Source organism: Limibacter armeniacum (assembly GCF_036880985.1).
In the GTDB taxonomy this organism is placed as follows: domain Bacteria; phylum Bacteroidota; class Bacteroidia; order Cytophagales; family Flammeovirgaceae; genus Limibacter; species Limibacter armeniacum.
On record NZ_JBAJNO010000009.1, the window covers coordinates 1,094,713 to 1,113,235 of the forward strand.

At 38.0% G+C, this 18,523-nt stretch carries 20 protein-coding genes; 9 read left to right on the top strand and 11 right to left on the bottom strand.

Going from position 1 to position 18,523, the window contains the following annotated elements; translation table 11 throughout:
* Positions 1-31 precede the first annotated feature (31 nt).
* Entirely contained in the window at positions 32-808 is a 777-nt protein-coding gene (locus V6R21_RS22230) for an O-methyltransferase (protein WP_334245740.1), read from the top strand.
* Positions 809-874: 66 nt separating this feature from the next.
* Here the strand turns inward: V6R21_RS22230 and pepT are convergent, their stop codons facing one another.
* Complete coding sequence (gene pepT, locus V6R21_RS22235) at positions 875-2,113, bottom strand: peptidase T (RefSeq protein ID WP_334245741.1); 1,239 nt, start codon at positions 2,111-2,113, stop codon at positions 875-877.
* A gap of 237 nt (positions 2,114-2,350) precedes the next feature.
* Between pepT and V6R21_RS22240 the strand changes: the two genes are divergently transcribed.
* Entirely contained in the window at positions 2,351-3,448 is a 1,098-nt protein-coding gene (locus V6R21_RS22240) for a complex I subunit 1/NuoH family protein (RefSeq protein WP_334245742.1), read from the top strand.
* A gap of 49 nt (positions 3,449-3,497) precedes the next feature.
* Here the strand turns inward: V6R21_RS22240 and V6R21_RS22245 are convergent, their stop codons facing one another.
* On the bottom strand, positions 3,498-4,124 hold the full coding sequence (locus tag V6R21_RS22245; RefSeq protein ID WP_334245743.1) for a hypothetical protein: 627 nt from the start codon (positions 4,122-4,124) through the stop codon (positions 3,498-3,500).
* 225 nt (positions 4,125-4,349) lie between these two features.
* Positions 4,350-4,676 carry a HesB/IscA family protein gene (locus V6R21_RS22250; protein ID WP_334245744.1) on the bottom strand — a complete coding sequence of 109 codons (327 nt, stop codon included), beginning with the start codon at positions 4,674-4,676 and terminating at the stop codon, positions 4,350-4,352.
* 351 nt (positions 4,677-5,027) lie between these two features.
* Between V6R21_RS22250 and V6R21_RS22255 the strand changes: the two genes are divergently transcribed.
* On the top strand, positions 5,028-5,798 hold the full coding sequence (locus V6R21_RS22255; RefSeq protein ID WP_334245745.1) for an acyl-CoA desaturase: 771 nt from the start codon (positions 5,028-5,030) through the stop codon (positions 5,796-5,798).
* Between the two features lie 87 nt (positions 5,799-5,885).
* Here V6R21_RS22255 and V6R21_RS22260 read toward each other — a convergent pair whose 3' ends face one another.
* Positions 5,886-6,395 (bottom strand): hypothetical protein, encoded by a 510-nt coding sequence (locus tag V6R21_RS22260; RefSeq protein WP_334245746.1) that lies wholly within the window; start codon positions 6,393-6,395, stop codon positions 5,886-5,888.
* Positions 6,396-6,552: 157 nt separating this feature from the next.
* Between V6R21_RS22260 and V6R21_RS22265 the strand changes: the two genes are divergently transcribed.
* From V6R21_RS22265 to V6R21_RS22275, 3 genes are all read left to right on the top strand, one after another.
* Positions 6,553-7,293 carry a phosphatase PAP2 family protein gene (locus V6R21_RS22265; protein ID WP_334245747.1) on the top strand — a complete coding sequence of 247 codons (741 nt, stop codon included), beginning with the start codon at positions 6,553-6,555 and terminating at the stop codon, positions 7,291-7,293.
* A 149-nt stretch (positions 7,294-7,442) separates the two neighbouring features.
* Positions 7,443-8,225, top strand: coding sequence for a glycerophosphodiester phosphodiesterase (locus V6R21_RS22270; protein ID WP_334247595.1), 783 nt, complete (start codon positions 7,443-7,445; stop codon positions 8,223-8,225).
* A gap of 55 nt (positions 8,226-8,280) precedes the next feature.
* Positions 8,281-8,958 carry a sulfotransferase family protein gene (locus V6R21_RS22275; protein ID WP_334245748.1) on the top strand — a complete coding sequence of 226 codons (678 nt, stop codon included), beginning with the start codon at positions 8,281-8,283 and terminating at the stop codon, positions 8,956-8,958.
* 39 nt (positions 8,959-8,997) lie between these two features.
* Here the strand turns inward: V6R21_RS22275 and V6R21_RS22280 are convergent, their stop codons facing one another.
* The 6 genes from V6R21_RS22280 to V6R21_RS22305 all read right to left on the bottom strand — a co-directional run bounded on the left by V6R21_RS22280 (position 8,998) and on the right by V6R21_RS22305 (position 15,181).
* Entirely contained in the window at positions 8,998-10,185 is a 1,188-nt protein-coding gene (locus V6R21_RS22280) for a DUF58 domain-containing protein (protein ID WP_334245749.1), read from the bottom strand.
* 183 nt (positions 10,186-10,368) lie between these two features.
* Positions 10,369-11,352 (bottom strand): AAA family ATPase, encoded by a 984-nt coding sequence (locus V6R21_RS22285; protein WP_334245750.1) that lies wholly within the window; start codon positions 11,350-11,352, stop codon positions 10,369-10,371.
* Positions 11,353-11,374: 22 nt separating this feature from the next.
* Positions 11,375-12,565, bottom strand: a complete 1,191-nt coding sequence (locus tag V6R21_RS22290) for a DUF4350 domain-containing protein (protein WP_334245751.1) — start codon at positions 12,563-12,565, stop codon at positions 11,375-11,377.
* A complete protein-coding gene (locus V6R21_RS22295; protein WP_334245752.1) occupies positions 12,562-13,257 on the bottom strand; it encodes a hypothetical protein in 696 nt (231 codons plus the stop codon). The genes V6R21_RS22290 and V6R21_RS22295 overlap by 4 nt, the downstream gene beginning before the upstream one ends.
* A gap of 9 nt (positions 13,258-13,266) precedes the next feature.
* Positions 13,267-14,052 carry a hypothetical protein gene (locus V6R21_RS22300; protein ID WP_334245753.1) on the bottom strand — a complete coding sequence of 262 codons (786 nt, stop codon included), beginning with the start codon at positions 14,050-14,052 and terminating at the stop codon, positions 13,267-13,269.
* Positions 14,053-14,200: 148 nt separating this feature from the next.
* Complete coding sequence (locus V6R21_RS22305) at positions 14,201-15,181, bottom strand: stage II sporulation protein M (RefSeq protein ID WP_334245754.1); 981 nt, start codon at positions 15,179-15,181, stop codon at positions 14,201-14,203.
* 152 nt (positions 15,182-15,333) lie between these two features.
* Here V6R21_RS22305 and V6R21_RS22310 point away from each other — a divergent pair, with 152 nt between their 5' ends.
* The gene (locus V6R21_RS22310) at positions 15,334-16,062 is read left to right on the top strand and encodes an RDD family protein (RefSeq protein WP_334245755.1); all 729 of its coding nucleotides are present in this window, start codon (positions 15,334-15,336) and stop codon (positions 16,060-16,062) included.
* Between the two features lie 91 nt (positions 16,063-16,153).
* Here the strand turns inward: V6R21_RS22310 and V6R21_RS22315 are convergent, their stop codons facing one another.
* The gene (locus V6R21_RS22315; RefSeq protein WP_334245756.1) at positions 16,154-16,810 is read right to left on the bottom strand and encodes an HdeD family acid-resistance protein; all 657 of its coding nucleotides are present in this window, start codon (positions 16,808-16,810) and stop codon (positions 16,154-16,156) included.
* A gap of 294 nt (positions 16,811-17,104) precedes the next feature.
* Here V6R21_RS22315 and V6R21_RS22320 point away from each other — a divergent pair, with 294 nt between their 5' ends.
* Positions 17,105-17,959, top strand: coding sequence for a pirin family protein (locus V6R21_RS22320; RefSeq protein ID WP_334245757.1), 855 nt, complete (start codon positions 17,105-17,107; stop codon positions 17,957-17,959).
* A gap of 53 nt (positions 17,960-18,012) precedes the next feature.
* Positions 18,013-18,414, top strand: a complete 402-nt coding sequence (locus V6R21_RS22325) for a DoxX family protein (RefSeq protein WP_334245758.1) — start codon at positions 18,013-18,015, stop codon at positions 18,412-18,414.
* Positions 18,415-18,523: the final 109 nt, after the last annotated feature.

The following is an 18,523-nucleotide window of genomic DNA, read 5'->3' on the forward strand; positions in this document are numbered from 1 at the left end:
GAATTAACTAAGCAATTACCTTGATATTTATATGCTAACAGCAATCGACTTTTTACGTTATCAAATCAAAGCAGGCAACGCACACGGACTACATTCACCCTATGTATTCAAACTATTTACCGATGTCATTGAGCCATACAAACACTACTATGCATTTGATGAAATAGAGGCACTCCGTACTGCATTACTGGAAGATAACACGAAATTAAAAGTCACCGATTTTGGTGCTGGCTCCAAGAAGCTCAAATCCAAAGAACGTAAAGTAAAAGACATTGCCAAAAACTCTTTGAGTAGTCAAAAAGTAGGAGAATTACTCTTCAAGCTTGTAGCATACCTAAAGCCCAAAGAAGTGATTGAGTTAGGAACTTGCTTGGGTATTTCGACATTATATTTGGCTAAAGTTTCTCCCGATGTCCATATTACCACCTTCGAAGGGTGCCCCATTCAAATGGATGTTGCAGAAAGCATCTTCAAGTCAACTGGAGCAGACAACATCACCACTATTCAGGGTAACCTAGACGAAACATTGGGGCCGTTTCTTTCTCAAAAGAACAAGGTTGATTTCGTTTATTTTGATGCCAATCACCGCTACGAACCTACCGTCAGGTATTTTGAGACCTTTCTTCCTTACAAACATGAGGAGACTGTTTTTGTCTTTGATGATATTCATTGGTCTAATGGCATGCGCAAAGCTTGGGAGAAAATCAAATGTCACCCTGAAGTAAAAATCACAATTGACCTATTTCAAGTAGGGTTAGTCCTCTTTAGAGACAAGCAACCCAAGCAGGATTTCACATTACTTTTCTAAAAACAAAAAGCACTTCAGGACGCTACCTAAAGTGCTTTTTTTTACTGAAAGTAAATTGATCAGTAACTATTGTTTTGCAACTAGCTCTGCAATTTTCACAATCACTTCTGTTGCTTTCATCATCGTCTCTACAGGAACGAACTCATATCGAGAGTGCATATTATGACCACCAGCAAAGATGTTAGGACATGGAAGTCCCATATATGAAAGTCTGGCGCCATCCGTACCACCTCTAATAGGCTTAATATCAGGTGTAATACCCAACTCTTTCATGGCCTTTTCTGCCACATCAACAATATGCATTACAGGCTCTACCTTTTCACGCATATTAAAGTATTGATCGATCATTTCAATGGAAATGGACTTCTCTCCATATTTCTTTTTGAAATCCTCCACCAACGTCTCAATCAATTGCTTCTTGTCTTCATATTTTTGGCGATCATGGTCACGGATAATGTACTGTAATGTTGTATTCTCCGTTTCACCATGCATGCTCAACAAATGGAAAAAGCCTTCATACCCTGTTGTTTTTTCAGGAACTTCATCAGCTGGTAATGCTTGTATAAACTCAGCAGCCCTGTACATAGAATTAACCATCACATTTTTGGCAGTTCCAGGATGCACGTTATGTCCTACAAAATGAATTTTGGCAAAAGCTGCATTAAAGTTTTCAAACTCCAGCTCTCCCATTGGTCCACCATCCATGGTATAGGCCCACTCAGCACCAAACTTTTCCACATCGAACAAGTCAGCTCCTTTGCCTACTTCCTCATCAGGTGTGAAACAGATTCTGATTTTGCCATGCTTGATTTCAGGATGTTTGATCAAGTAATGCATCGCTGTCACAATCTCCGTTACTCCCGCCTTATCATCGGCACCGAGTAATGTTGTCCCATCGGAAGTAATAACAGTCTGTCCTTTATAACTTTTCAGCATTGGAAATTCCTCTGAAGAAAGAATTATTTCCTTTTCCTTATTCAATATCAGATCACCACCATCATAATTTTCCCAAACCTGAGGTTTTACATTATGACCCGTATAGTCAGGTGTTGTATCAATATGTGCAACAAAACCAATAGTAGGCAGCTGCTTATCAGTATTAGCAGGTAAGGTTGCCATTACATAAGCGTGTTCATCCACTGTAACGTCTTCCATACCAATTGACTTAAGTTCTTCGGCAAGGTCTTTTGCCAATATATGCTGGTTGGGAGTACTTGGAATATGCTCAACTTCTGGTTTTGCTTCAGTATCGTACTGTACATAGCGTGTGAAACGCTCAATCAATTCATTCTTGATTTCCTCCATTTTGTATATGTGTGTTAGTATTGTGGAATGATCTCTGACTTAGATTCAGGTTGGTTCTTTATAGCCCCAAAGATAGAGGTTCGGTTGTGTTTTTTTAGATTTTCGAGGCAATTGCAAACAAAAGATCAACTAAAAGGTAGTAAGATTGTATTTTGAAACGATAAATTTGTATCTCAATTTTACAGTCTGAATTTCTTCCAACATATGGAAGGTTAATACTTTGACTATTCTGATAGCATGTTAGCACTGATAATACTCTTACTTCTTATCCCTGTCTATGCACTTTATGGAGGTGTTTATGGGGAAAGAAAGATCTCAGCATTTATTCAAGACAGGTTAGGTCCGATGGAAACCGGTAAGTTTGGTTTACTCCAAACTGCTGCAGATATACTGAAACTCCTGATGAAAGAAGACACTGTTCCTGCCGCTGCCGATAAGTTTCTGTTTAAAGCTGCGCCTATGGTTATGTTTGCCGCTGTATTTGCTGGGTTTGCTGTAATACCTTTATCTCCTGACCTGATTGGTTCTGAAGCAGAAGTAGGTGTTTTCTTCTTGCTAGCCATTGTTGCCTTGGATATAATCGGTATTCTAATGGCTGGTTGGGGTTCCAATAACAAATACTCTCTTTATGGCGCTATGCGTGCCGCTGCCCAAATGATCAGCTATGAAATCCCTTTAGGTCTTGCAGTTTTGTGTGTTGTTATGATTTCACAAACGCTTAACCTTCAAGAAATAAGCATTCAGCAAAGTATCTATCTTCCAATGGTTTCAGATGAAGCCAACTACCTTTTTGGCATTAAGGCATTAGGAATAGATGTGACCAATATTGGTGGAATACTGACATGGAACATTATACGATCTCCATTTCTGCTGATTGCATTTGTCATTTATTATATAGCTTCGTTAGCTGAAGCTAACCGAGCTCCTTTTGATATTCCTGAAGCAGAATCTGAATTAATTGCAGGGTTTCACACAGAATACTCCGGAATTCGTTTTGCTTATATGTTTCTGGCAGAATATGGTACAATGCTATTAGTTAGCTTATTAGCCGCTGTACTGTTTTTAGGTAGCTGGAACACTCCTCTCCCTAACTTGGGACCCGTAAAACTGGCTGAATGGACAAGTGGGGCACCTGGCACCATTGCAGGAAATATTTGGGGAATGTTTTGGGTACTTTCAAAAGCCCTCTTACTTGTTTTCTCACAGATGTGGGTAAGATGGACATACCCTAGACTCAGGGTTGACCAACTAATGTCACTCTGCTGGAAATACCTGACACCCATTTCCCTTGTTCTGGTATTTATCTCTGGAATATGGAGGCTTTTAATGATCTAAATAAAAATCCCTTATGCTGCTTCTAGTCAACATAAGGGATTTTTTTATGCTATATCCTTTTTAGAAAGAACGCTTTCAAGGTCTGCCACAAGGCTTTCTTCTTCTCTACAGCTTCCTCTCCCACTAACATTTGTGTCAGGCTATCTGCTACGATGGCTTCTACCCCATTCAACTCCAATGGCTGATATTTCAACAACTGTCCTTCTATCAGGAAGCTTTCATCAGCACTGGAGAAATAAAGCATCTTGCTTGGCTCAAACTGCTTACACAGTTTTTCAAACGTAACATTATCATTTTTCAGGAGGTTGACCACCGCAAATTCATGTAAAGTCAAGTTGATTGAACCCATAATTTTCAGCAACAGGTCAAACTCTTTACTCTTCAGCAGGTCCCCTTGGCTGTATTCCAACAAGACCAGTATTTTTCGCTTATTCTCACCAAAGAACTTATACCCCTCAGCAGTACTTCGTTCAGCCTTTTTCTCCTCCACTTTAGGAACTTCCACCACTTCTTCAGGCTCAGTCTCTTCAACCTCATAGGCATCTTCCAACTCTTCTTCTGTCTCCTCAGGCAAGTCCAGATGAAAAGCTTCTTCTTCTCCGGGAAGAAGGTAAATCAGATCCTCCTCATCAAAGAGCATCTTTAAATATGATAGATTAAAATTTTCTTCACTCATGGTCATAAACTCAAAAAATGAATCAAGCTTAACAGCAAGGTCAAATACAAAAATCAGCTTTTTTTATCACTATGCCTAAAAACCTTTTACAATCACTCATTTTTGTTCTTTGCTAGCTCATTTATACTAAATCAAAGAAACCATTTACTGCTCGTACAATAAAAAAGCCTCTTGCATCACGTGCAAAAGGCTCCTTCAACTATTAAGAAAGAAGTAAGGTAAAGCTTATACAGCAAAGCTTTCGCCACAACCACAAGTACGTGAAGCATTCGGGTTGATAAACTGGAATCCTTTACCGTTAAGACCGTCTGAGAAGTCCAGTGTCGTCCCTAACAGGTAGAGCAAACTCTTCTTGTCTACGTAGATGCTTACGCCCTTATCCTCAAACACCTCATCTGATTCACGTGTCTCATTGTCGAATTCAAGATCGTACATCAGTCCAGAGCACCCTCCTCCTTTGACAGCCACTCGTACATTGAAGTCTTCTGTACGGCCTTCCGCCTTTCTTAATTTGATGATCTCTTCAGCGGCTTTATCAGTAACGTTAATCATTTTATATCTTTCAATTTAATTTTTCCTACTAAGTACATTTTCTGAAAAGTGTCTCCCACAAACCTTCTCTTTTTCCATTTGACACTTTCTACCTGACGTTAAGTCTAAATACAAAAGTGCATAAAAATTTTGTGAGATGCACTTTACTCCCCCTTGAACTGGGTTCACTATTAACAACTTAATTGAATAAAAGTTGTTTCAAGTCCAAAATTCTCTCACTAATTATCAACCTTTTATCAAATATTTTAAAAAAAATTAAAGGGTTCTGTCACAAATCTGTGCTTTCGCTATTATTAGTAGTAATGAAATCAAAGGGGAGAACCCAATTCACGTTTAATGAAATAGTAGAGAATGATTATTCTAGCATTTTTCGTACTGCACTGGTACACTTCGCTCTTTTTCCAGACATTTTTCCTGCACAGATATGCAGCACACAAGATGTTTACAATGTCTAAAACATGGGAAAAAATCTTTTTTATCCTGACTTATATCTTCCAGGGCTCTAACTACCTGAGTGCTTACGGTTATGGCATTATGCACAGGCTACACCACGCCCATGCTGATACTGAGCATGACCCACACTCACCATCTTATTCAACAAGTTTGTTTGATATGATGTGGAAGACTAAAAATATCTACACTGATATTTGCAAAGGTAAATTCAAAGTAGAAGAAAAATACACGAAAGATGTACCTGAATGGCATGCATTTGACAATTTTGCCAGCAGCTGGTACTCTAGAATTGGATGGGGTGTTGTATACTCTCTTTTCTATATCCAGTTTGCAACACACTGGTGGATGTTCCTACTACTGCCAATCCACTTCCTGATGTCTCCTGTACACGGAGCTATTATCAACTGGTTTGCACACAAAATCGGTTATATCAACTTCAAGACTAAGGACACTTCAACAAACCTGTTGCCTTTCGATTTTCTGATGATGGGTGAAGGTTACCACAATAACCACCACACATACGGCTCAAGAGCCAACTTTGGTGGTGTTAGATGGCACGAAATTGATGTGACCTACCTGATTATAAAGGTACTGAACTGGGTTGGTATCATTAAGATGAGAAAATCTGCTTCTGAAGTATCTCTGGAAAAGCGTAAGAAAGTTGCATAACATTCGATAGTTATATATAAAAAAGACCATCAAGGAATCGCTGTACAAAACCTTGATGGTCTTTTTATTTTAGGCAATTACTGGATATCAAATGCTTTCCCTTCTATAAACAGCATCCATATATACCTTCTGCCATTTCCCTTTCTTGTAAACACCTATTCTATATTGGTATGTATTGAGATCCTTATATACCCAACTCTCCCTTAGGCGTTCTTTCCCATACTCATATTCATAGTGGATATCTTTCCCCTCAACCAAACAAACCCCTTCTGTAATTCCTCCAAATACATCAAACTCCCAAAAGCGTATAGTACTATCGGTTTTACTCCATGTACGAATACCTTCATTTCTCAAACCAAATGACTTTGTTTCCATATTGGTTATACCAAAGGTTTTCACTTTTACCAATGTCTTACCCAATCCCCACTCAAAGGTCATTTCTTGTTTGAAAGGGGTTCCATTTTCCCACTTGCCTTCTGTCACCCATTTCCCATCCATCAGGTTATGAAAAGCTTGCAACTTTGTACCTTGTTCCTGCCCTAGTGTAATGATTGGCAGTAGCAGTATCCACAAGCTGAAAAAGTATTTGTTAAGCATAGGTTATCTTCTGATATTTTTGAGTTTTCATTTTCAATAAGCCATTAAAATTAGACAATATTGCAAACAGAAAACTACTATCGTTCATTTTTCTCCATGTATAGACAGAGTATATACATGGAGAAAAGTTACTCATACTTATTTATTAGAAAGTGAAATGAAAAACCATTTTTTTGCTATCATCATTGTACTAGTTTGTGCTATTATTTCATTGGTTATCACCAACCTTTTTGTACCATTCTTTGGTATGGCACTCCAGTCAGACACTCTCACAACTTACTGGCTACTGATCGCTGATTCTGCCATTACATATCCCACTATTGGACTGGTTACTTTGGCAGGTGGCTTTCACTTTTTGCATACCAAAAGATATCAAAGCCTGATATTCATTGTATTTTCATTATTAATGATGAAAGGCATAGCCACAATCAATGAGCATTTTCTGAAAGAGAATCTGGCAATCCCAAGACCGTCCATCTCTGCATTGGAAGCTAGAGGGTTATTGAATGCCAAGGATTTTTATCTGACAAATGCCACAAAAGAGGACAGGCGAACAGCACTGATGGAGATTTTAGCGACCCCCAATGCAAAAGCAAGTGTTGTAGATATACCCAACTCTTTACTCGAACACTGGGTACATGAGACGGGTTACTCGATGCCTTCTGGTCATGCACAGAATGCATTCTTGCTAGCGACGCTGTTGAGCTTAACCTTGTTAAGTATATACAGGGATAAAACATGGCTTACGGCACCATTTTTTGTGTGGGCTACACTTGTTGCTGCTTCTCGCATGGCCTTACATGTACATACAATGGAAGATGTCATTATGGGAGCTGTATCGGGGGTCATGTGGGGCATTATAGTTTGGATTATCAATAGAAAGCTTAAACTTATATAATCTGTTGATTGAACGTTTAGAGATATGAAAAAAATCATACTAACCTTTTTGGAATAGCAATTACAGCGGGCACGGTCATTAAGCTTTTACCTACTCCACAAAGATTTGAGCATAACCCTTTCAGACAAAAACAAAACAGGCCACTGATTATCGCTCATGGAGGAGCTAAGCTGCTTTATCCTGAAAATACTATGTTGGCTTTTGAAAGCTGTTTGCAATACGGGGTAGACATGCTGGAGATGGATGTTTGCCTGACCAAAGACCATATACTGGTCACTCACCACAACCTTACCATTGATGAAACCAGTGAGGCGACCGGTGCTGTTGCAGATTATACTTTTGAGCAACTTCAGCAGTTTAATTTTGGATACCGATTTACAGATCTGAAAGGTGATCAGCCCTATAAAACAACAAAAGTTCTTATTTCTTCTTTAGAGCAAGTACTCAAACGGTTTCCTGATATGGATATGATTGTTGAAATCAAGAACAATGGTGAAGCAGGGACAAAAGCAGCCGATTTGCTTTGGGAACTCATTGAGAAGTACCATGCAGAAAACCGATTGATTGTAGCATCCTTTTATGCCAAACCTCTTCAGTATTTCAGACAAATATCACAGGGAAAAGTTTATACATCCATGTCTAAACCAGAGATCACCAAGATGGTACTTCTGAATAAAGTAGGTCTAGAATACTTCCATCACCCAAAAGGGAGCAGTATTCAGGTACCGACACAATCTTCAGGTATCAGTTTGGCTGATGAGCGGTTTATCAACAAAATGAAACAGCAAGGAATTGCTACTCACTTCTGGACCATCAATGATTCTACCGAAATGCGTAAGTTGATTAACTTAAAAGCAGACGGAATCATAACAGACAGACCTGACTTATTGCAAGCGCTTTTAGGAGAGTATGGTCCAGTTACCCAGAATTGAATTAAAAACCACCAATTTACCATGCACATAGAAGTGCTATCATAAACCCCAAAAAATGAGTATAAAAGTAATTGGTGCCGGGTTCGGCAGGACTGGCACAAAATCATTGCAAGTAGCTTTGGAAAAACTTGGCTATGGTAAGTGTTACCATATGGAAGAGCTACTCAGAAATCCTGAAGGCGTAACCCATTGGCAAGATGCATTCAAAAAGAGACATGTCGATTGGGACAAGTTATTTGAAGGTTATAATGCTATTGTTGACTTTCCGGGAGCCATGTATTACAAAGAACTGGCAGCACATTACCCCAATGCCAAAGTCATTCTAAGTATGAGAGATCCTGAGAGTTGGTACAACAGTGCTTATACGACCATTTTCAAATTTGAACCCAGTCTTGGCAACAAACTCAAAATGATTCTATCTCTACCTTTTTCACAACTATCCAGAAACCTACTTAAGGTGATCATTCTCAATAAAAAATCAATATGGGGAGATCTTTTTGAAGGGCAATTCAAAAATAAGGAGTTTGCGATACAAAAATACAAAGCACACATTGAGGAAGTAAAAAGCACCATTCCAAAAGAAAGGCTATTAATTTTTGACCCAAAAGATGGTTGGGAACCACTGTGTTCTTTCCTTGGCAAGGAAGTCCCTTCTGAGCCATTTCCAAGAACCAACCTCAAAGAAGGTTTTCATGTTTGGGCTAACAATATTGTTACAGATATTTTGAAATAAAAGAAGCCCTCGTTTTAAAACGGGGGCTTCTTTACTTTTTTAAATTACGCCTCTAGCTTTCAGGGCTAAATACTTATTCAATGTATCTACTGTCAGGTTTTCAGGAGTGGTAAGCACTGCATGAATACCATGTTGATTCAGTGTTTTGGCGATAAGTCTTTTATCCATTGAAAATTGCTCGATCAGACCTTTTCGGTAAAGAGCAGACTTTGTATCCTCCTCCTCTTCCAAGAGGTCATTCAGCTCCGAATTCTCAAAAAGTACCACTACCAATACATGGCGCTTAGCCAACACTTGCAAGTAAGGGAGATTTCGTTCCAATGATTCCTTATGTTCAAAATTGGTATAAAGCATCAACAAACTCCTATGGGTAATTTTTTTTCTGACAAGCGTACTCATTTCCGCCATATTGCTTTCATGAAAACCTGTATCCAAATGGTAAAGTTGGTCGGATACCAACTTCATCTGCCTTGAGAGTCTACCAGCTTTCAAAAAAGTATTTACCTTCTTCTCGAAACTAACCACCCCTACAGAATCCTGTTTCTTATGAGCAATATGTAACAAAACCAAAGTGGCATTGATTGCATAATCCAACAGCGTCATTCCATTAAAAGGCATTTTCATGGAACGTCCCATATCTATCAATGAGTACACCTGCTGTGCCTTTTCATCCTGATAGTGATTTACCATCAGGTTTTGCTGACGGGCAGTAGCAGCCCAATTGATTGTACGGTAGTCATCTCCTGCCACATACTCTTTGATCTGGTCAAACTCTTTCTGCTGACCTATCTTTCTAGTTTTCTTGATTCCGCCTTCAAGGTGGCCTGTATGAAAAGCAATCAACTCAAACTTTTTCAGCTTCAAGTAGGAAGGGTAAACTTTCACTACCTGCTCCTGAGGAATAGAAACCTTTCGTCTTACTAATCTAAAAGAGGTGGACACCAACAACCTTAATTGTCCAAAGTGATACTCTCCTCTTGTTTTAGGAACCAAGGCATATTGAATTTGCTCCTGTTGACTTCCTTCCAACTTAAAATCAAAGGTCAAATCTCTACGTTGTAGCTGAGGAGGTACTTCATCAATCAGCGTACAGTAGACAGGGAAATCAACCAAACTATCAACCGAAATATGAACTGTATTGGCATCTCCATTAGACATCTTGTCATTTACTGTCCGATGAGCTGTCAGCACCTGTTTTTGTCTGTATAGGATAAAAATATCGATCATGATAATCAATGAAAATATCCCAAACAGCACTTTCATCGGCAACAGCAGCACTGGAAATATATACGAAAGCACGAAGCCACCCACCAACGCAAGACTGCTTATATAAAATCTATTTGAAAAAAACACGGTCGCTTGTTTTAGGTGTATGAAGCCAGCAACTGTTCTGCTCTGGCTTCCAATGCATTATCTTGGTACTTCTACGGTCTTGATAATTCTTTCCAGTACTCTATGAGGCTTCTCTCCTTCCATCTCTTTTTCTGCTGTCAGGATAATTCTATGTCCGAGTACATGGATTGCCATTGACGCAACATCATCTGGCGTTACAAAGTCCCTTCCTTGCAAGATGGCCCAAGCTTTTGATGCCGCCAGCAATGCGACACCTGCTCTAGGTGAAGCACCCAAATAAAGCTCCCCACATGTACGAGTTCCTCGAATTACTTGAAGGATATACTGCATAATTTCATCCTTCACGATCACCTGATGTGTCAGTTCTCGGAAATGAGCAATTTGAGCAGCATCCAGTAGCGTTTCAATCTCTTCTGGTTTCCAGATTTTCTGCTGTCCATTATTGGCTTTCAGAATCTCGAATTCATCTTCTGCCTCTGGATAGTCTACATTAATCTTAAAAAGAAAACGGTCTAACTGTGCTTCAGGTAAAGGATAGGTTCCTTCCTGCTCCACAGGGTTCTGCGTAGCCAACACCATAAACGGCTCGTCCATTGGATAAGTAGTTCCATCATAGGTGATTTGTCTCTCTTCCATCACTTCAAACAGTGATGACTGTGTTTTGGCAGGAGCACGGTTGATCTCATCCACCAACACGATATTTCCGAAAACAGGTCCCCTTCTGAATTCAAAAATATTTTTCTGTGCATTAAATACCGATGTACCTATAACATCAGATGGCATTAAGTCTGGTGTAAACTGAACCCGCTTATAATTACCTGAAATATGTGCGGCCAATACTTTCGCTGTCAATGTCTTCGCTACACCCGGCACGCCCTCTATCAAGACATGTCCGTTAGCCAACAAAGCAGTCAACAGCAAATCGATCATCTGTCTTTGTCCTTTGACTGTTTTACTTACTGATGCTCTTACAGCTTTAAGGCTTTCGTACAGTTCAGTAGTATCTATTCTATTTTCAAATCTGTCTATCGTATTTTCCATGTCTTATTTCAATCAGTTTAGATTAGCTATTGATATGCTGATAGAAGCTGTCCAACTGTCTATTTACGTCAAAAAAGAATTTATCATCTGTTGGATTGGTCGTTGCCATCTCCAAACTGTCAATTAACTTATTCAGTACCTTCACCCCCAATCCTGTCTTGATACTCAAAGCTTCTACCAACTGGTCTTGCTGTGTATTGATCGGATCAATAAAAAAACGTTTCCTTAGCACATCAAAAAAGTACACCTTTCTTTTTTCCAAGAGGTTACTATTTTCTCCTTTCTTAAGGTAAAGCTGCGTCAAGGTATTCAGGTGTGAAAGCGACATATTGGCTGGCGGCTCAATCACAGGTATAATCCGCTGTTTTCTACGAGACTCAAATATCATAAAGATCACCAAGGTCAACAGCAAAATATAGAATCCCCACTTGAGTGCATTTTGAGAAACCAAGTACCTGAATGGTGAACTTGAAAGCCCCCTTCCCAGTGTATAAAGTTCTGAGCGGACATATTCACCTTGAGGCAATTCTGATAAAATCTTGGCTACTAAATAGTGATTATCCTCATACAGCAAATTGATATTGGCAAACACCTTAGGAGTAGTCAACACATAGACATTTCCTTCTCCCACTTTGACCTTCACATAAATTGCTTGCCCCCTTTCATTGGTTGCCAGTACTGTAGAGGTTTCCTTATCATATTTGGCTATATAAAAGCTTAGATCAAAGTCTGAGTAATAGCCTTTCAGGTCTCCTGCTTGCAGATAAGTTGTATCAATATCCGAGATATTATTTTCGTTTATTTCCGGCACCCTATAAATATCACTGTACTCATATTCTAACTCCAATCCCAATGTATCCGCTGTGCGCGCATCTATCTTTTCAGCTGCCAAAAGTATATTCCCACCTAATTCAGCCACTTCAATAATTGAATTTCGATCTTCATCACCTGCAAAGAATTTATCAGCAATAACCATCAAATCCGTTACAGACTCTTCATTCCATATTTCATAGAATGTCTTGCGGGTATGGGTTACTCCTACTCCAAATGGTTTATCCTGAAGTAACTCAATCAGTGCTTTTGTACCATATGGTGAAGTGCTTTTGGAGTCATAATGCTCATTCCAATCAGTCTGTTTATTAGATGTAGACACCATAAAAAAATAAGCAACCACAGCCAACCCTAATATCAAATATCCTTTATATTTCTTCATGATGATGGTGCTTTATGCAATGCCTGTTCAAACTGCTGGAATGACTGTTCAACCTGTTCATACAGGTGTTCTTCGATATTAAAATTACCATACCAGACATACTGAAAAAAATACCCTAGCCTGTCAAATGGGTCATGAACCTGTTTGCCTTCTATTTTTCTTAAAATATCAGAGTGTTGCTTGATTCGGTTCAGGTTAACAAGCTTTTTCTCTTGCAAGTTCTCAATAGCCATGACATACCTCAGCCTTACAGCTTCCTTATAATCTTGTCTTGAAAAAGCATCCTGCCACTGATCAGATAGGGGTATATTACTTATGACTTCTTCACCTAATATAGTCCGTGAAAAGTTTCCTTTTTTCTGACTATAAAACATGAAACTGATTTGAGATTTAAACAGAAGGTAAAGTCCCCAGATGACTAGCCCAATTATTATTAGCCAAAATAAATTTTTAATAATAGATGCTATAGGGTTTAAAACAACTTGAGAAAACAATTCTAAAAAAAATGATTTAACACCATCGATTAACTTATCAATAATAGTCACCTGCATAAAAGGAAGTTGATATTGATAATCAGAACTTTCCTTTAGTTTGTGCACTTTTGATTCTGAAAAAGATGCTAGTAATTTCTCCTGTGCCTGTAAACATATAGGTAAGAGCAGTAAGGCACTTGCTTTGAAATATTTCTTCATATCTTACACCTATTCCATTGTCAAGATCTCATCTTTCAGACTAACGGCTTCCTTATCCTCAAGCAAGCTAAAATAATTAACAGCAAGAGCTACATAGTTTACAGTATTAATCATAAATGCGATGAGAGATGCAACCATTGTCAACAAGATAATTAACGGCTGAAAATAGAATGGTAATTCACCTCCATCTACTTGTTGACTTGCACCAAAAATCATAAACATATTTGGTACACTATTAACAACTACTCCAATTATACCAGCAACTGTTCCAATAGCAAAATAGAACCCAAAAGAAGACCACCAATTTTCTTTAATCAAAAACGATGACCTAGATAACGCATTGTTAAATGATTTTTTTTCAAACACCATTACAGGGAGCAAAAGAGAAAATACCACCGACATGTATACACCGGGAATGATAAGAAAAAGAAAACCGAAAAGTAATATCACACTCAACCCAAGCATACTTAAAAGCATATTCCCTAATCCTACCTCCTCTTTTCTTTCCCATAGTATTTTAAAAGTAGGCACCTCATTCGTCTCAAGAAACACTTTCACATACAACAAGGTATAATACAATACAAACATTCCTCCAATACTTGTAAATAATACTCCAATCAATGATGAGAATGTTGCTGTTATTTGATTAACACCAAATAATACTTCACTCGAAAAATAACCTGAAATACCTCCCCCTAGAAGGACAAATGGCCCCGCAATTACCAGTATTGCACTGATAAGAGATTTAAAGTGATTTCGCCAAAAAGAAAAAGTAAAGTCCACTTTTTCGCTCATTCTTCGAGCTCTTTTAAAGTCTAGATTTTGATTCATAATTGATAAATAATTAAATGACTTTTTACTCAACAAGTCACCCTCTACTAATGAGTTTGATTATTATAATTGGTTTTAATTCGATTTCACTAAAAATTCGATTGTAATTACTTTAACTATTATGTTCAGCTTCTAAAGCTGCCACTTTTTTCTCTGCTCGAATAGGTAGATAGATATAGTAATATAGAACGGCAACCAAAGAAAAAAGGATAATTCCCACCCTAATACTCCAATGCCAATCCGTCTGTCTGGTAACAAAAGACTCAAGGAATCCTGCTATAATAAATACAGGAATTAGGCCTATTATAATCTTAAGGCCACTACGGCCTCCTCTTATCAAAGACTCTTTTCTTGAATAAGTCCCCGGAAACAGAAACGAATTTCCCATCAGCATTCCTGCACCTCCCGCTATCACAATTGCTGAAATCTCTAGGGTACCATGTATCCAAATAGATAATAACGAATCTATCAATACGCCCTTTTCAAAGAAAAAATATTGAAAAGCGCCTAGCATAATTCCATTTCGTAAAAGAATGTACCCTGTACCTATACTACTTACGACCCCAGAAACAAATGCCAAAAATGATACCTTAATATTGTTGGTTGTAATGGCTAAAAACATTGAACCACTGTCCTGAGACTTATAAACAGCCATTGGATCTCCATTTTTAATGTTTTCCAATGTCATATCCACATAAGCATCACTCAAAATTAGGCGTACAAATGTCTCATCATGCGCTGCTGATAAAGCACCTATCAAACAGCTCAACGAAAAAATCAGTAATGCATACAGTAAATAACGGTGAGCTTTACGGGTTTCAAGTGGGATTTCTTCTGTCCAAAAAGTCTTAAACCTATCTTTATCCTGTTGCTTACTTTGGTAAATCTGCTTATGGTAAGATGCCGTTAAGGTATTGAGATAGACCGTCACATCACTTCCTGGATAGTAAGTTTGGGAATAGGATAAGTCTTCAGAAAGTGCTGTATAATAACTAGCCAATAGATCCGGAGATAATTGTTCAGGCCCAATTAACGCCTTTTCAATATTCTCCCATTTTTTTTGATTGTTGTGAATAAAAATTGGTTCTTTCATAAAAAAATACAATACTTTAAATCGAAATATATCTATTTTATTATCGCTTCAAAAAATATCTAACAGTTTTTATAAGTTGGAGCGTTATAACAGATACACAGAGTTGACACCTTAAAAGACTTAGATTTATCTCTAATTTTATTTTTTGAATAATGAAGCACGTTTCTTTCCAAAACAGTCAAAACGTTACACTTTCGTATACACCTGCAACTGTAACACGTCGTATTGGAGCCTATCTTATAGATAATCTTATTCTAGGAGCCCTATTCATTGTTTTGCTTTTAATAGTTAATTCAACACAATCAGAAGAAGCCCTTAAAACTCTAATTTACCTTGCCATATTTTTCTACCTACTTTACCCTGTCCTTTTTGAAATATTTAATAAAGGAAGAAGTTTGGGAAAAGTTGCCTTAAAAATTAAGGTTATAGCAATAGATGGCTCTCAGCCAAGTATTGGTCAATTCTTAATGCGATGGCTTTTTCGTCTTATTGACATCCCTCTTTACGGTATTGTTGCCATTCTTTCTATCATTATTGGTGGAAAAGGACAGCGTGTAGGTGATATTGTAGCTAAAACAACAGTTATTTCTGATGAAGAAAAAAATCGCTCTGTACAATTTAGACCAATAAAGTTTGATGAACACCATACTGTAACCTACCCACAAGCCATAAGTTTAACGGATAAGCAAGTAAAAATAATTGAAAAAACCCTTGCACTTCCTATTAACTCAAATAGTTATGAATTAGCAATGTTACTTAGTAACAAACTACAGGAAAAACTAGTCATTGACACCTACAAAAAAGGAAACCCATTCCTTAAAATTTTGCTAGATGATTACTATTACTTGACAATACACCAACATTCCAATTTATCAGAATAACGGTTTGGTATTACAACATAGATAAACAAAAAGCCCACTCTTGATAGAACAGTTTTCTACAAAGGGTGGGCTTTTTTCATCAGTCAGACCATCAAGAAGGATGGTGACCATGACCATGCATTCTTTGTTGAATACGCATCTGAAGATCTTCGTATTCGTGTTTTAGATCTTCAGGCACCTTGTTAGGAAGGTCATGGAGTTTTTTAAGCTTAAAGGAAAAGTAAATGCTGAAGCATCCTGTAACTGTTAATGCTAAAGCTGTCCAAAATACAATAGTCAACCCAGCAAACAGAGGATTCCATAGCAGAATAAAGGAGAATATGATTCCCAGTATTCCTACTCCCAATAAATTCCCCCAATCCAGCACTCCGTAATTTTTAAGATCCAAGGCAGTGCTTACAGCTCCAATTGAACGGAACAGGACAACAAATCCTACATAGAAAGGAAGTGTCGTCATTGAAATTTCAGGGTTCAGCAAGAGAAGCAAACCTATGATCAAAGTAAAGATTCCGAAACAAAGCATCCATCCCCAGTTTTCAAGATGGGTACGGTTTGCTATCGAAAATACAATTTCTGATACGCCTGAAAAAATAAATGAAAGACTAAAGATAAGCGCTAGCGCCAGATAAGCTTCAAGCTGAGAAGTGAAGGTCCAGATACCGGCTGCAATAAAGATAATCCCAACTATTAGCGGAACGTACCAATATTTCACCGTTTTTCTGACGGCTTTAAAGAAAGGGTTTGGCATAAGTGTAAGTTTTAAATTCCAATACAGATAAAACCAGTCATTACAATTCTTACTTAATAAACATTTTTCAATGAATATAATTCACTTATGACATAAAGCCGTATTCAGCTAATATACAACCTATATAAGGTAATTGAACATTATGGATTGACCTCTATATGAAATGGCCTTCATAGCCAATAAAGTATATTTCAAACCCTCAATCTCAAAAATCAATGTTTAAACTATATTTTTACAAACCAAATCTATCTGCTTTGGTTTACTAGTTGAAAACTTCAAAAATTGACAATAGATATGAGAACCATCAAAAAAATTCATATAGCTGAATATCGTCCTATTGCAGATCTGGAAACGTATTCACCTATGCCAACTCACAACTTGCCACACATTGATCCTTTCCTGTTTTTGAATCACCATGGCTTTCAAACTTATCCACCAAACAATAACGGACTGCCATTTGGACCACACCCACACAGGGGTATTGAAACAGTCACATTCATTGTTGATGGTGATATAGCACATGAAGACAACAATGGCTACAAAAGTGTGATCAATGGTGGAGGTATTCAATGGATGACCGCAGGCAAGGGATTGATACATGCCGAGACTTCTTCTGAGGAATTTTTAGAAAATGGTGGAGACCTTGAGATTCTTCAATTGTGGGTAAACCTGCCTGCCAAATATAAAATGACCGAGCCTAACTATACCGGCTTACAAGAGGAAGGTATCCCACATATAAAATCTGATGATGGAAAAGTGAGGATTAAAGCCATCAGCGGAAACTGGAATGGAGAAAAAGGCGCTTTTGATTCGCTAACTGATGTATATCTAAGTTCTTTAGAATTTAAAGCTGGAGGAAAGATTTCTTTCGAGGTAGAAGCGGAACGAAATATTCTATTTTATGTCGTAAGAGGGAAGGTATCGGTTAATGGGAAAGAAGTATCAATGCGTCATCTTGTTGAGTTTACAAATGATGGAAAAAATATTGATATTGAGGCAACTGAAGACAGCTTGATTATTTTCGGACATGCATTACCATACAATGAGCCAATCGTTGCTCATGGACCTTTTGTAATGAATTCGATGGAAGAAATCCAGCAAGCTTATCTAGATTATCAAAATGGCAAATTCGGTATCTGGAAAGGGTAAGTCTTCGGTTTAGTAACTCAACTTTTAACACTCTTTGCTATTACTAAACAAACATGAAAAAAAGAAACAAGATCACCTACTGGTCTGTAACGGGATTATTTTGTGCCATGATGCTGATGTCAGCTAGCATGTATGTGTTCAAGTACGAAGAAATTGCTGTCAACTTTGCCGCACTAGGCTATCCCGTTTACTTACTTTACCCATTAGCGGCAGCCAAGGCTTTGGGTGCTATCACCATCCTGACCAAGCCTTCAAACTTCCTGAAAAACCTAGCTTATGCAGGTTTCTTCTACAATTTTGTCATGGCTTTCGGTGCACATATCATGGCTGGTGATGGTGAGTTTGAAGGTGCGCTTGTCGCCTTCTTACTTTTGGGAACTTCTTATTTCTTTGACAGAAAAGTATTTGGTACTTCGTCAGAACTAAAAATTGTTCACGAGCAGGTAGAGGCTTAAAACCAATGATTTCCCTTAGTTATTATTCAATTACTGAGGGAAATCACCTTTATCTTTTGTTAATTTTTCTTATTTAAAAACCTCCTCTATCCTATTGGCAACTGCCTTT